The sequence below is a fragment of the Agrobacterium tumefaciens genome, from assembly GCF_031801495.1.
GTDB classification, from domain to species: domain Bacteria; phylum Pseudomonadota; class Alphaproteobacteria; order Rhizobiales; family Rhizobiaceae; genus Agrobacterium; species Agrobacterium tumefaciens_K.
Genome location: NZ_JAOEGC010000002.1, coordinates 989,788 through 1,003,506 on the forward strand (window position 1 = coordinate 989,788; position 13,719 = coordinate 1,003,506).

The 13,719-nt window shown below is 58.4% G+C and carries 10 protein-coding genes; 3 read left to right on the forward strand and 7 right to left on the reverse strand.

The window, feature by feature from the left end:
- Positions 1-290 precede the first annotated feature (290 nt).
- The 3 genes from N7578_RS14270 to N7578_RS14280 are packed head-to-tail and all read right to left on the reverse strand — an operon-like array spanning position 291 to position 4,926.
- Positions 291-2,672: an LPS-assembly protein LptD gene (locus N7578_RS14270; protein ID WP_311110961.1), complete on the reverse strand. Its 2,382-nt coding sequence runs from the start codon at positions 2,670-2,672 to the stop codon at positions 291-293.
- Positions 2,672-3,760, reverse strand: coding sequence for an LPS export ABC transporter permease LptG (lptG, locus tag N7578_RS14275; RefSeq protein ID WP_311110962.1), 1,089 nt, complete (start codon positions 3,758-3,760; stop codon positions 2,672-2,674). The genes N7578_RS14270 and lptG overlap by 1 nt, the downstream gene beginning before the upstream one ends.
- The gene (locus N7578_RS14280; RefSeq protein ID WP_311110963.1) at positions 3,757-4,926 is read right to left on the reverse strand and encodes an LptF/LptG family permease; all 1,170 of its coding nucleotides are present in this window, start codon (positions 4,924-4,926) and stop codon (positions 3,757-3,759) included. Before N7578_RS14280 ends, lptG begins: the two co-directional genes overlap by 4 nt.
- Positions 4,927-5,235: 309 nt before the next feature.
- Here N7578_RS14280 and N7578_RS14285 point away from each other — a divergent pair, with 309 nt between their 5' ends.
- From N7578_RS14285 to N7578_RS14295, 3 genes are all read left to right on the forward strand, one after another.
- On the forward strand, positions 5,236-6,729 hold the full coding sequence (locus N7578_RS14285; RefSeq protein WP_311110964.1) for a leucyl aminopeptidase: 1,494 nt from the start codon (positions 5,236-5,238) through the stop codon (positions 6,727-6,729).
- A gap of 78 nt (positions 6,730-6,807) precedes the next feature.
- Positions 6,808-7,257, forward strand: a complete 450-nt coding sequence (locus N7578_RS14290; RefSeq protein WP_311110965.1) for a DNA polymerase III subunit chi — start codon at positions 6,808-6,810, stop codon at positions 7,255-7,257.
- 305 nt (positions 7,258-7,562) lie between these two features.
- Positions 7,563-8,591, forward strand: a complete 1,029-nt coding sequence (locus tag N7578_RS14295; RefSeq protein WP_311110966.1) for a sensor domain-containing diguanylate cyclase — start codon at positions 7,563-7,565, stop codon at positions 8,589-8,591.
- Positions 8,592-8,614: 23 nt separating this feature from the next.
- Here the strand turns inward: N7578_RS14295 and N7578_RS14300 are convergent, their stop codons facing one another.
- The 4 genes from N7578_RS14300 to N7578_RS14315 all read right to left on the reverse strand — a co-directional run bounded on the left by N7578_RS14300 (position 8,615) and on the right by N7578_RS14315 (position 13,654).
- Positions 8,615-9,541, reverse strand: a complete 927-nt coding sequence (locus tag N7578_RS14300; RefSeq protein WP_311110967.1) for a Gfo/Idh/MocA family oxidoreductase — start codon at positions 9,539-9,541, stop codon at positions 8,615-8,617.
- 192 nt (positions 9,542-9,733) lie between these two features.
- On the reverse strand, positions 9,734-10,582 hold the full coding sequence (locus N7578_RS14305; RefSeq protein WP_311110968.1) for a polysaccharide deacetylase family protein: 849 nt from the start codon (positions 10,580-10,582) through the stop codon (positions 9,734-9,736).
- Positions 10,583-10,682: 100 nt separating this feature from the next.
- Positions 10,683-12,566, reverse strand: a complete 1,884-nt coding sequence (locus tag N7578_RS14310; RefSeq protein WP_311110969.1) for an ABC-F family ATP-binding cassette domain-containing protein — start codon at positions 12,564-12,566, stop codon at positions 10,683-10,685.
- A 59-nt stretch (positions 12,567-12,625) separates the two neighbouring features.
- The gene (locus N7578_RS14315; RefSeq protein WP_311110970.1) at positions 12,626-13,654 is read right to left on the reverse strand and encodes a GGDEF domain-containing protein; all 1,029 of its coding nucleotides are present in this window, start codon (positions 13,652-13,654) and stop codon (positions 12,626-12,628) included.
- Between the last annotated feature and the right edge of the window lie 65 nt (positions 13,655-13,719).

Consider the following 13,719-nt stretch of genomic DNA (forward strand, 5'->3'; position numbering starts at 1 on the left):
TCGGGCATGCAGCGCTTTCCGCTCACCCGGCAATCTGTTCCGTCCGCTCCGTACGAATGCCGTTTACGGCTCGTCTCTGTCAGACTTAGGCTTGTTCATCCGCGCCGCGAATGCGCCACGTATATATCATCGTGATCCGCAAAACGGCAATGTATCGTTTTTCCAAAGGAAAACCAAAAAATCCGTGATGGACACTGCCGATCTCTTGCGGCGAAAGCGTGGCGTTTCAGGCTGTTGCCGACACGAATGGCGAAAGCGGAGCGCATTTTTCGTGCGCCCCGCATGTCAACTCAATAATTATTCGGCTTCCAGCCAATATCCATGTTGTTCCAGTCCTCATCGGCGGAACCGACGCTGATATCGCCGAGCGTACGGAACGCCAGTCGCGCATTGATGGACCAGTCGTTGGCCGACTGCCGCGACGAGGAAATGGTGCCTTCATCCGAATAGCTGACCGTGAAGATCGTGCATTCGTCCTGGTAGAGGATGCCAACCCGGCGCTCTTCGGCAAATTTGCCGTTGAGATCGTAGTTGATCGAACCGAACAGCGACCAGTTGTCGTTCATGCGCAACGTACCGGACGCCTGAACGATGTCGCGGTCTTCGGTGTAGCCGTACTTCGGCTGCGCCTTGACCTGCGTGTAGCTGACCTTGCCGGTTACGCGGCGGTCGGAATAGGCGATACCCGTCTCCGAGCGGTTGATCTCCAGATTGTCCTTGTCGAGACGCAGGCTCGACGAGAAGGACAGGCCGATCGGAGCATCGAACGCTGCCATGGCCACATAGTCCGAACGATCGGATTCCAGGCCCGAATTAGCACCGGCATTGACCAGGTCATAAGAGGCGAAGGAATTTTCACCCGCGAGATGGAAGGACTGGCCGGCAATCGCCCGCACACCGTAACCGTTGTCGAAAGTACCGTTGTAGCGGACACCGAGGTTGGCCCGCGTACCGCCTTCGATCCGGTCATAACCGGAGAACTTGTCACGCTCGAACAGGTTGGTCGCGTCGAACACGAAAGCCTGCGAGTCTTCGTTCGGGAAACGGCCGGCAAACGGCTCGTCCGGGCGCACGAAGATCTGCGCGATCGGTTCGATGACGTGGCTGCTGTTCTGGGCGGTGAAAAGCCAAGGGTAACGGACTTCAAGACCACCCGTAACCATTCCGCGCAGGGCCGCGTCGTCCTTCAGCATGCCTTCATAGGCATAGGACGTGCCGCCGGAAGTGAAGCTCGCAGCAGACATGTCGGACCACATGGCATCGCCGCGTGCCGCCAGAAGAGGCGTTACCTGCAGGCCGCTGTCAAACGTATAAGTCCGCTTCCACTCGGCTTCCGTGGTCAGGCGCGTATAGTCGCCCTCGAGGCCGTTGAAACGCGGATACCCGCCGAGTGCATACGCGTCCTGTTTCAGGCGGGTGATGCTAGTCAGGTTGGCTGTCAGGGACAGTTCGCCACCATAGACCGGATCAGGCACGAAATAACGATAGTCTACAACCGGATGAACGATTGCCTGCTTGCGCTCCTCGGACTCGGAATCATCCGTGTCCTGAACGTTGAAGTAGTAGGCGTTCGCGTCGAACTTGTTCCGCTCGCCAATGCCGGTCAGATAAATCTGGTTGACCTGGACGTCGCTGTTGTAACCCTTCAGCTCGTAGGTGCGCGAAAAGTTATTGTCGGTCTGGACCATGGCGTCCCAGCCGAACGCCCAGCGAGGATTGATCGTGAAGTCGCCCTTGCTGGCGATCATGCCGCGTGTATCGTTCAGTGCATCGCTGGTTCCGGCCGTGAAAGTATCCGAATTCTGCTGGTCGATGCCGGCCATGCGGACCGTATGATAACCGGTTTCGAAACGCTGGCGGATTTCGGCCTGAAGAAGAAGACCCTGCGTCGTGTAATAGGTGGGCGTAACTGTCACATCCGCCGTGTCGGAAAGGACGTGGAAATAAGGTACGCCGATACCGAAACCAAGATTGTCCGTGACGCTCATCTGCGGAAACAGGAAGCCCGATTTCCGCTTCACCGTATTATCCGGAACCGTGAGGAAAGGCAGATAACCGATCGGCTGGCCGAACAGTTCGAAGCGGGCTTTCTCCAGACGCACCGTATGGGTCTTGCCGTCCTGAATGACCCGCTCTGCCTTGACCTGCCAGAGCGGCGCCTTGTCCGGTCGCTGTGCGCAGGGCAGACAGGCCGTATAGACGCCGTTGTTGAGGATCATCACGTCGCTGTTGACGCGTTCGGCGCTTTCACCCGCAATGCGGGTGTTGTCCGTCGTTTCGACACGAAGGGCATTCACGAAGCCCTGTCCGAAGTCGTCGGTGACATCCATCTCGTCGGCATAGATCTTGTTGCCGGTAGGCTCGATCAGTTCGATGTTGCCACGTGCAATCACCCGGCCGGTCTGTTGGTTGTATTCCACTTGCTGGGCCACCATGCGGTAACCCGAATAATGCATGCGAACCACACCCTTCGCGATAATGCGTTCCGCATCCCGGTTATAGGTCAGTTCATTCGCTGTAAGCAGGAGTTTCGAATCGTCTTGGCTTCCGGACGCAAGTACACCGTCCTGGCCGATAGCGACCTGACCCGATGCCAAATATGCGCACACAGCGGCACCTGTCAGAAGGGCCGTCCAAAGCCGCCTGATATTCCCGCGGTCATATACCGCCACTAGCCGTCCTCCTGATGAAGCAAGATTGTTGCACCCAGCGCCAACGCGACGGTAACTGGAACCCAGACCGCAACGAAGGGAGGGACAACGCCACTGCTCCCGAACGCTCTTACGAGCACGGTTACTACATAAAGCACGAAGCCGGAAACGATTCCACCCAGAATCACGGAGCGCGATTGGGCGAAGCGGCTGAACTTTAGTGAAACGGTCGCGGCGATCAAGGTCATCGCGACCAGAAGAAGAGGCGTCGACAGCAGAAAATGATACTGCGTCTCGAGCGCCTTTGAAGAAAGTCCGAAAGACCTGGCAATCTCGATCTTGCGAGAAAGATCAAAGAAAGCAACGGTTTCCGCCTGCGTCATGCGCTCCTGGACGAATTCCTGTCTCAGATTGGTACTGATGCGGGTGCTCTCTTGCCGAACCGGCACATGACCCGGACGAGTTTCCGTAACGCCGTTAAGAAGCCAGTAACCATCTTCCAACTTAGCCGACTTTGCATCCTGTCGGGAAATGATGTTCCCACCCTTGTCGAGGTGGACCAGAACCACGTCGAGAAGCAGCGTTCCGTTGTCCTCGAAACTCTTCGCGCCGATGATCGTGTCCTGTCCGCCGCTCGACTGGCGAATCCATGGAATGATGTCCTGCTGGCGTCCGCCATTTGCCTCGTTGCGCCAGCCGGCTTCCATCGAAAGCGACTGGTTCTGGCCCCATGCAGCGATGGGATTGAGAATGGTAACGGACATCACGCCGATCAGCACTGAGCCCAGAACGAAAGGCAGGATGAATTGCCACGCCGAAATGCCAGCCGCTCGCGTAACAACCAGTTCATAGCGACGATTGAGCGAGATGAGGGTGGTCATACCCACGAAGAGCGCGATGAACGGAACCGTCTGCTGAAGGATCAGCGGCAGGCGCAGCGCTGTAAGACCCAGCGCTGCCGGAACGGAATATCCGGGCAGGTTGGACATGCGTCGCGCCGTCTCACTGAAGTCGGCAAGATAGATGATGGCCGAAACGCCGAGTACGAACCATACGGCCGTCATCAGGTAGCGTTTCAGGAAATAGCGGGCGAGGGTGTTGAAAATCATGCGTTGCCGCTCCCGGGACGACGCGCCATCGTATTCGAGAATAGACGGCGAAGGCGGTTTGCCGCATCCGCAATGAACTTTGGCGTTCTGGGTTTGCGGCCGGTGATCAGCACGAAGGCAGCAGCAGCGCCGCTGAGGCCCGGAACGGCATAGACCAAAGGAATGAACGCGGCACTCTGCTTGACCTGGTTCGTCACGTAGAACCCGGCCCAACGCAATATGAAAGCCGTAATCAATGCGGCGACCATCGGATGCAGGCGCGCTTCGCGGTGCGAGCGGGCATCGGCCGCGATCACAAGCGAGATAAGCGCGAAGGAGAATGCGAACATCCAGTCTGACAGACGCTTGTGAAGCTCGCTACGGAAGTTCTCCGGCGAGCGCTGGTAGCTCGAATTGTTCTCGTCTGGCGAAAGAAGGAAACCAAGGCTCGCATCGCCGGGCGAAAGCGACTGCTCGGTGTCTTTCTTCTCGGACATCGTGGAGAGGTCGAAGGCATAGGACAGGAACTTGACGATGGAAACCTTGCCGTCGGGCGTTTTCTGCTGCACTTCGCCGTCACGCATCGTCAGCGACGTGCCGCTCTCGTCGATCATGCCTTCCTTGGCGTAATAGATGAGATCGAAATTCGGGTCGCGACGGTCGGCGACGAAAAGCCCCTTGAGGATGCGGCCCTGCCGCTGTGCGATCTGGACGTATAGACCGTCCTGAATGGTACGGAACGTCTTTTCCTCGATCACCGAGGACAACAGATCGGCATAGGCCGCCGCCACCATCTGACGTGCCGAATTGCGGGCGGGCGGCTCGACGAAATTGGTGATCGTGAAGGAAAATGCGCTGAGGACAGCGGCAAGAACGAGAACCGGACGAAACAGCACCATGCGCGGCGATCCTGCCGCGTCGATGATGGCAAGTTCGGAATCGTTATTCATCGCCGTGAAGGTCTGCGTGATGCCGATAACCAGCGCGAAGGGAAGAACGACCGGGATGAGTGTCGGCAGAATCATGGTCGCAAGCGCCATGAAAGACCCCATGGACTGACCGGTGTCCGTCACCAAATTGATTCTCTGAAGAACCTGGATGGTCCAGATGATGGCCAGCACCGGAAGCAGTGCTACCAGAAACATCTGCGTTGTCCGTCGCAGGATATAGTTCTCGAGAAGCTTCATGCGGCCCTTGTTGTCGTCATTTGCTCGTGTGGATCGGCGAGCGGATTTCCGCCTATCTAATCGCAACATTTGCGCTTGGCGACTCCGGACTGCTCACAAATCTGTTTTGTGCGATGTTTTTTCTCGGGTCTGTGTCTTTTTGTGGAACACTGTGGGGGATTGTCGAAACCGACATTTCTTTCTGGTGTTTCATTAAAAAGCCTTTGCCTTTAAATCGTCACCACGACCTAGATATTCTTGGTTGCGCCGAGGTCTTAAAAGGCCATGATCGCGCCCATCACATCAGTTGTTCAGCAAGAGCAGGAAAACATGTCCGCCAAATTCGATATTTCGTTCGCCAGTTCCGTTTCTCTTCAAGATAGCCTCGCCATCGTGCTGCAGGCGTCGGGTGGCGATGGGCAGCCGTCGGGAGCGTCGGCTGCGGATCCTGAAGGCGTTCTTGCCAGAGCGGCAAAAATTTCCGGTTTCTCTGGCAAGTCCATGGCAACGCTCGATGTAATCGCGCCACACGGGTCCAGCGCCGACCGCATTCTGGTCGTCGGCCTAGGCAAGCCATCGAAACTGACGGCTCACGACTGGCTGCGCGCCGGGGGCACCGCAGCGGCGAATTTCAGGAAGGCGGAGAAGGTCGCGATCTTTCTCGATGCGCCGGGTGTCGAGGTAATCGGTCAGGCCGCAGCCGATTTCGCGCTGGGTCTTCTGCTGCGCGCCTACAGCTTCGACGCCTACAAGACAAAGAAGAAGTCAGACGACGAAAAGGCGCCGAAGAAGGTTGAGGTCGTTATCGTCACGGCTGCCCGTGAAGATGCGGAAAAAGCATTCGAGGCATCGCAGGCTATTGCCGGTGGCGTGATCCTCGCCCGCGATCTGGTCAATCTGCCGCCAAATGCGCTTGGTCCGGTCGAGTTCGCCGAGAAGGCCGAAGAGTTGCAGAAACTCGGCGTCGAGGTCGAAATCCTCGGCGAAAAGGAATTGAAGAAACTCGGCATGAACGCGCTGTTGGGCGTGGCGCAGGGTTCCGCCCGTCCGCCGCGGCTCGCTGTCATGCAGTGGAACGGCGGCTCGAAGAAGGATGCGCCGATTGCATTCGTTGGCAAGGGCGTCGTGTTCGATACCGGCGGCATCTCGCTGAAGCCTGGCCTCAACATGGAGGACATGAAGGGCGACATGGGCGGCGCGGCTGCCGTGACCGGCCTCATGCACACGCTGGCGGCGCGCAAGGCGAAGGCAAACGTTGTCGGCGTCATCGGGCTTGTGGAAAACATGCCGGACGGCAACGCCCAGCGTCCGGGTGATATCGTCACCTCCATGTCCGGCCAGACCATCGAGATCATCAACACCGATGCGGAAGGCCGTCTCGTTCTGGCCGATGCCCTGTGGTACACCAAGGACCGTTTCGACCCGAAGTTCATGATCAATCTCGCCACGCTGACGGGCGCCGTCACGGTGGCGCTCGGCAATCTTCAGGCTGGCCTCTTTTCAAATGACGACGAACTTGCTGTCCGTCTTTCGCAGGCAGGGGAGGAAACTGCTGAAAAGCTTTGGCGCATGCCCCTTGGCAAGGAATACGACAAGATCATCGATTCCAAGTTTGCCGACATGAAGAACAGCGCCGGCCGCCTTGCCGGATCCATTACGGCTGCACAATTCCTCAAGCGGTTCGTTGGCGAAACGCCGTGGGCGCATCTGGATATCGCCGGAACGGCCATGGGTTCGCCGCTGACGGAGATCAACCAGTCATGGGGATCGGGTTATGGTGTGCGGCTTCTGAACGAACTCGTTCGCGCTCACTACGAAGACTGATGCGGAGCGATTCCGGGAAAGTTCGCAGCGGTTTTCCGTCTGGAATTGTGAAATCAAAAGAAAGCGGCAAACCGACCGATGACTGAAGTTCTGTTCTATCACCTGACGGAATCGAAGCTGGAGGATGCCCTGCCGCCTTTGCTTGAAAAATCTCTGGAACGCGGCTGGAAGGTCGCGGTCCAGACGACCGATCAGGATCGGCGCGATTTTCTCGATACCCATTTGTGGACCTATCGCGACGACAGCTTTCTGGCGCACGCCACCGATACGTCGTCTTCGCCGGAGCATCAGCCGGTCCTGTTGACCGCCTCTGAAACGAACGTCAACAGCGCCACCGTGCGCTTCGTGATCGACGGCGCCGAACCACCGCCGGTCGAATCCTATGAGCGGGTCGTTTTCATGTTCGACGGTTACGATGCCTATCAGCTGGAAATGGCGCGCAATCATTGGAAAAGGCTGAAGGGTGAAGGGCATGCGTTGACCTACTGGCAACAATCGCCCGAAGGCCGCTGGCAGAAAAAAGCGTGAGCATGGCACTGCTACAGAGCAGCGACCTGTGTATTTGCACAGGTAAAAAGTCGCATGTGGCAAGACACACAAGCTTCTGCATTATGGCGATTGTATCGGCTGGCCGCAGGAATCGAGTTCCGGCGTGAACGATATACAATTCAGATATTTAGAGTGTTTTCGCGTTCGCGTGGATGTACTTCTCTCTGGCGACATCGAAGTGACACGATTGCCGATTGAATTGCGTGTCCAGAGCGCAGCTTGATTTCGCTCCACAGTGTTTCGCCCGTCAGGCGGGATGAATGAAATGACGGAAGGATAGAGCTATGGACCAGATGACTTCATTACCGGAACGGGAAATGGAGCGTCTCTTGGCCGTGCGGTCGCTGATGTCATTCAAAAATGGACCTTCGCCTGAACTCGAGGCGCTCTCAGAACTGGCACGCGGCGTCTTTTCCGTGTCGCGTGCGTCCGTGCACCTCATGGATGACGACTGGCTGTACATCGTGGAACAGGCTGGCATGCAGCTGTCGGAATGCCCGCGTGATATCTCTATCTGCAACCGCGTCCTTGCCAAGCAGGATGTGGTCGTCATTCCAGATCTGACCGAGCACCCGGATTTCAGCCTCATGCCTTATGTGCAGGAAGGCCCCAAATTGCGTTCCTATGCCGGTGCGCCGATCGAACTGGAGCCCGGATTGATTGTCGGCGCGTTTTGCGTCGTGGATACGGTGCCACGGAATTTTTCAGCCGCTGAAATCGACAATCTCCAGCGCTTCGCGGTTCTTGCGACGGCGTTGCTGCGTCTTCAGCAGGCCAACTTCACCATGAGTCTCGCCGAGCGGGAGCTTCGCAATGCGGCCATGACCGACCCGCTGACCGGATTCTACAATCGCAAGGCGCTGGATGTGGTGGTGGATCTTCAGCTTGCCGTGGCGCTAAACGAGAATGAGACGTTCGGCGCTCTTTATCTGGATATGGATGGCTTCAAGTCCATCAACGACACGTTTGGCCATTCCGTCGGGGATTGCGTTCTGGCTGCTGCCGCCGATCGCATCCGTGCGGTAACCGGCAGTGAAGACATCATCGTGCGCATGGGAGGCGACGAGTTCGCCATTTTCGTGCCGCGCCCGGAAGGGTCGGAGACGTTGCGCGGACTTGCGGATCGCCTGCTGTGCGCTTTCCGGGAGCCTTTCGAGGTTGAGGGCCGGCAGGTGGTATCTCGGTTGAGCATTGGCGGTGCGATTGCGCCGCAGGCGGGCGCTGATTGTGCAACGCTTCTGTCGAACGTTGATTCTGCACTCTATCAGGCGAAAAAAGCAGGGCGCGACCGTTACGTCAGCCGCGCCCTCTGATCACTATAGGAAGATCGTCAGCCTCAATCGTAGAACGAATCCACGAACTTGTGACGGCCGAACAGGAATGCGTCGGCGACATGCGTAAGCGGCGCAAGGTCGACGTCCGATTCGCCCGCCTTGATGATCTCGGCAAAGCGCTGGTAAAGGGCAGGGTACTCGCGCTCCGGCTCGGAGAACTTCAGTTCGCCGTTGATCGAAAGCTTGGCGCCGCCTTCCGAGAGCACCATCTGGCCGTCCGCCGTTTCGGCAATGATGTCCCAGCTCTGCTTGCCTGTCTGGCGCCAGTCGAACTCGGCGCGCACCGGCATCTTCGTCACGTCGGCGAAATGCAAGTCCGCAGCAATTGGCGCGTCGCGGTTTTCCGGGAATTCCAGCGTTGCCTTGGTGATGAACAGGGCACGCGGCAGGATATGGGTGACGATCGACAGCGCATTGATGCCGGGATCGAAAACGCCGAGACCGCCCGCCTGCCAGATCCATTCCTGGTTCGGATGCCAGTGGCGTACGTCTTCCTTCCAGATGACATGCACGCTCTCGATTTTCGTCGAGGCCAGAAATGCCTTGGCGGCTTCGACGGCAGGTGCGTAGCGGGAGTGCCAGCTGGCAAAGAGCGAAAGTCCCTTGGAATCGGCGAGACGAACGAGATCCTGCACTTCCGAAAGCGTCGCACCCGGCGGCTTTTCAAGGAAAACATGCTTGCCGGCGTTCAGCGCCGAATATGCGGCTTCATAACGGTACTGCGGAGGCATGCAGAGGGAAACCGCCTGGATTTCCGGCACGGCTTCCAGCATGGCGTCGATTGTGCCGTAGGATGGGATACCGTCGACGGTGCCGTGGCGGCTGGCCGTGGCGATCAATTCGAAATCGGAATTGCCTGCAATGGCTGGAAGATGCTGGTCGCGAACGATCTTGCCGACGCCGACGATGGCGAGTTTGGTGGCTGACATGCGTGGTACCCGTGTGCGTGTTTCACTCTAGAGCACGTCGAGACGTGCTCTATCTCTTTTTTTCCGCATTTCCCAAACGTAAAACCGCTGGGCACTTTTACCGGAAATGCTCAAAAATAACATTTTTGAAGTGTTGTAGCAGAAAGCCATGGCCGGGCAAGACATGGCTTTCTCTTCTTTTTCAGCCTGATTTCAGTTCAGCGACGCCATCACCATCGGCAGCTTGCGTGGCGCCTTGTATCGCAAATGTACGACTTTATATCCTTCGGCCTTCAGCTGCGTCAGCAGGGCAGGCAGCATTGCTGCGGTGCGTTTGTGAATGTCGTGCATGAGGATGATGCCGCTGCCGCGGTGACGCAGCGCCTGCATCGTGCGAGACGCGACCACGGCAGGCGCATCCCTGAAATAGTCCTTCGAATCGACCTGAACGTCCATCACCACAGTACCGCGCGATGCGAGCGAATGACGAAGCCGCGAGGTGTCGGCAAGATATGGGAAGCGGAAGAAGGGCGCATCCGTCTCGGTGGCGTCGGCGACGGCCTTGGCACCCTTGGAGATTTCGTTGAGTGCACGATCGAAGGACAGGTGCGCAAGATTGGGGTGGCTGTAGGTATGGCTGCCGATACTATGGCCATCGGAGACCACCTTGCGGGCAAGTTCCGGGTGAGCCTTGGCCATTTCACCCACCATCAGGAATGTCGCCTTCACGCCGAATTCGTCGAGCGTCGCCAGAATGTTCTCCGTCTTGCCCGGCACGGGGCCGTCATCGAAGCTCAGCACGACTTCCTTGTTTGCGAGGCTGATATCCGAAATCGCCGAAACCTCGATATCCCGCCCCGCCAGACCGCCGGGATGCCGCGCGCGAACCCAGGCTGCAGGAGACAGTGGGACAGGATCGCTTGCATCGGCATGGCCGGCCGGATTGGCGGGCATCGTTGCGGCAAACGCCGTCTTCAGCGAGCCATCGCCCTGTGGCTTGCCTGCGCAGCCCGAGAGGACGGCAGCCATGAAAACGGCGACGGAAACGATGCGAAAAGACATGGAGAAACTCGGTTCAAAAGCAGCAAATCAACTGCGTCCGAATTTCTCCGATTATGGTTAATGAGGCGTTACTGTCCGTCCCTGGAAACTGGCTGTCTGTTCAGACAGCCATCGCCTCTTCGTATTCGCTGGACAACATCAGCCATTGCTCTTCTGCGTCGGAGAGCTTGGCGGCCGCTTCACCCCGTTCCTTGACCTTCTGCGCGGCCTTCGCGGGTGCCTTTTCATAAAGGGCAGGGTCGGCCAGCTCCTTGTCGAGCGACTGAATCAATTTCTCAAGCTTTGCCGTCAGGGATTCGATTTCATTGATCTTTTTCTTCAGCGGCGCGAGCTGCGCGCGCTTTTCGGCATTTACCTTGCGCTGGTCCGCCTTGGAGGTCTGGTCCGTTGCGGTTTCCGGCTTGTCTTCCTTCTTTTTGCCGGAAGAGACGACGATATCGCGGTACTCCTCCATGTCGCCTTCGAAGGTCTTGACAGTGCCGTCGGAAACCAGCCACAGCCGATCCACGGTCGCCTCGATCAGGTGACGGTCGTGCGAGATGAGGATGACCGCGCCGTTATAGTCGTTCAGCGCCTCGATCAGTGCCCGGCGGCTGTCGATATCGAGGTGGTTCGTCGGTTCGTCGAGGATGAGCAGATGCGGTGCGTGGAAGGCCGCAAGCCCCATCAGAAGGCGGGCCTTCTCGCCACCAGAGAGATCCTTGGCCGCGGTCGACATCTTCTCCGTCGCAAGACCCATCTGCGCCACGCGGGCGCGCACCTGCGCTTCCGATGCCTGCGGCATCAGCTTTCGCACATGCTCGACCGGCGTTTCGTTGGGAACGAGATCGTCCAGCTGGTGTTGGGCGAAGAAGCCTATCTTCAAGCCGGGTGCGACGCGCAGATCGCCCGCCTGCGGGGCTAGGCGACCGGAGATGAACTTGGCAAAGGTCGATTTGCCGTTGCCGTTCGAACCGAGCAGCGCGATGCGGTCGTCATTGTCGATACGCAGGTTCAGCTGCTTGAGAATGGACTTGCCCGGTTCGTAACCGACAGCGCCACCATTGATAGCGACGATGGGGGAGGCGGGCTGCTTCTCGGGTTCCGGAAAGGTAATCGGCTGAACGTGGTCTTCGATGACCGACGCCACGGTGCCCATGCGCTCCAGCGCCTTCACGCGGCTCTGCGCCTGCTTTGCCTTGGAAGCCTTGGCCTTGAAGCGGTCGATGAAGCTTTGCAGGTGCTTGCGTGCCGCATCGTTCTTGGCCTTCGCCTTCATCTGCAACTCGTCTGCTTCCGCCTTCTGGCGTTCGAACTGGTCGTATCCGCCGCGATAGAAGGTCAGCTTCTTCTGGTCGAGATGGACGATCGAGTTGACGGCGTTGTTCAGAAGATCGCGGTCGTGGCTGATGATGATGACGGTATGCGGATAGCGGCGGATATAGTCTTCCAGCCAGAGCGTGCCTTCGAGATCGAGATAGTTGGTAGGCTCGTCAAGCAGCAGCAGGTCCGGTTCGGCAAACAGCACGGAGGCGAGCGCCACGCGCATGCGCCAGCCGCCGGAGAAGGACGAGGCGGGGCGAAGCTGCGCTTCCTGATTGAAGCCGAGGCCGGCCAGAATGCTGGAGGCGCGTGCTTCGGCCGAATGCGCGTCGATATCGACGAGGCGCATCTGGATTTCGGCGATGCGATGCGGGTCGGTCGCTGTTTCGGCCTCCGCCAGCAGCGCGGCGCGCTCCTTGTCGGCAGAAAGCACGATGGATATCAGCGATTCTTCGGTTCCCGGCGCTTCCTGAGCCACCTGACCGATGCGGGCGCTTTTGGGAATGGTGACCGATCCACCTTCCGATGCCATGTCGCAGGTTATGACACGAAACAGCGTGGATTTACCTGCGCCGTTACGGCCGACGAGACCCGCTTTCACACCGGCAGGCAGCGTGACACTGGCGTTGTCGAGAAGCAGGCGTCCTGCGATGCGGGCGGAAAGATCGGTAATCGTAATCATGCCGCCGTTTTGTCTGAACTCTGGCCCCGATGCAAGTGTGTCGCGAGGCGCTTCGGCGTTCAGCCGCCGAGTTGCAGCAGATAGCTGGCGCGGCTGCGCTGCGCCACATCCCTCGAGTAACCGACAACGCAGTTCCGGGTGCTGCTTCTGGCTGCCAGAAGTGCCAGTTCCGAGTGGCTGTAGAATTCGGCGGGTGCTGTCGCGCCATCCATCGCCGCGACGCCGACGGAAATCGTCAGGTGGTCGCCGTCACCGTCTCTCGTTGCAAAGCGGAGGTCCTCGACGCTGCGGCGAAGTCGTTCAGCGATGCTCTGAGCCGTGTTCTGTGGCACGCCCATGAACAGGAAGGCGAATTCGTTGCCGCCGATGCGGGCGACGAAATCGTCCTTCTTGATCGTTTTGCGGAAAAGAGCGGCGAGCCGACGCAACGCCTTGTTGCCAGCGGCGGGGCCGTACTTGCTGTTGATTTCGCGGAAGTGGTCAATGTTGACCAGAACCAGCGAGGCTGCGGATGGAGCGTCGTCCGCCTCGTACATCGCGGTCAGTTTTTCAAGGAAGGCCGCGCGGTTCGGCAGCGTCGTCAGCGTGTCACGCAGCGATACGGCCTGGATGCGCGTGCTGTTTTTCTCGGTGGCGCGAATTTTCTGCAGCCCGTGCGCAAGGAAGTTCTTGAGGCTGGATTGCTCGTCATGGATTTCCTGGACCAGCCGTGAAACCTGGTCCGGTTCGGCGTGCTGCAAAGTCCCTAGGAACGTCTCCGTACGCTGTAGGCTGGCATCCAGCCGAGCCGTTATCTGCTCGACTGTCTCAGCCGCTTCGTTGGTCGCCTTGGTAGCAGCGATTCGCGAGAATCCGGCAAGGCCGTGCCGCTGTCCGACGATATCCAGTTCATGCTGCTGCGGCGCGTTGCCAAGCGCCAGGACTTCACGGCCCATGGCAGGGTTGTGGCCCGCCAGTATCTCGAAAATCAGTTCGTAGTTGCGCGGAAGGGGTGCGATGTTCATCTTGGCGATGAACTGCGTGATCTTCGTAACGATCAGGCTGTTTTTCGCATTTTCACGATGTCTGTCACCTGTCGGAATAGTCACTTGCAGCCCCAACACTGTTGTCATTACACCCAAGCCGGAAGCGCCGGTTGCGGAATGATGATGTT

Excerpts from the sequence above, each read along its gene's own strand:
- N7578_RS14310 (WP_311110969.1), bottom strand. The coding sequence starts at position 12,566 with ATGATTACGATTACCGATCTTTCCGCCCGCATCGCAGGACGCCTGCTT.
- N7578_RS14295 (WP_311110966.1), top strand. The coding sequence starts at position 7,563 with ATGGACCAGATGACTTCATTACCGGAACGGGAAATGGAGCGTCTCTTG.
- N7578_RS14285 (WP_311110964.1), top strand. The coding sequence starts at position 5,236 with ATGTCCGCCAAATTCGATATTTCGTTCGCCAGTTCCGTTTCTCTTCAA.
- N7578_RS14280 (WP_311110963.1), bottom strand. The coding sequence starts at position 4,926 with ATGAAGCTTCTCGAGAACTATATCCTGCGACGGACAACGCAGATGTTT.
- N7578_RS14290 (WP_311110965.1), top strand. The coding sequence starts at position 6,808 with ATGACTGAAGTTCTGTTCTATCACCTGACGGAATCGAAGCTGGAGGAT.
- N7578_RS14305 (WP_311110968.1), bottom strand. The coding sequence starts at position 10,582 with ATGTCTTTTCGCATCGTTTCCGTCGCCGTTTTCATGGCTGCCGTCCTC.
- lptG (WP_311110962.1), bottom strand. The coding sequence starts at position 3,760 with ATGATTTTCAACACCCTCGCCCGCTATTTCCTGAAACGCTACCTGATG.
- N7578_RS14300 (WP_311110967.1), bottom strand. The coding sequence starts at position 9,541 with ATGTCAGCCACCAAACTCGCCATCGTCGGCGTCGGCAAGATCGTTCGC.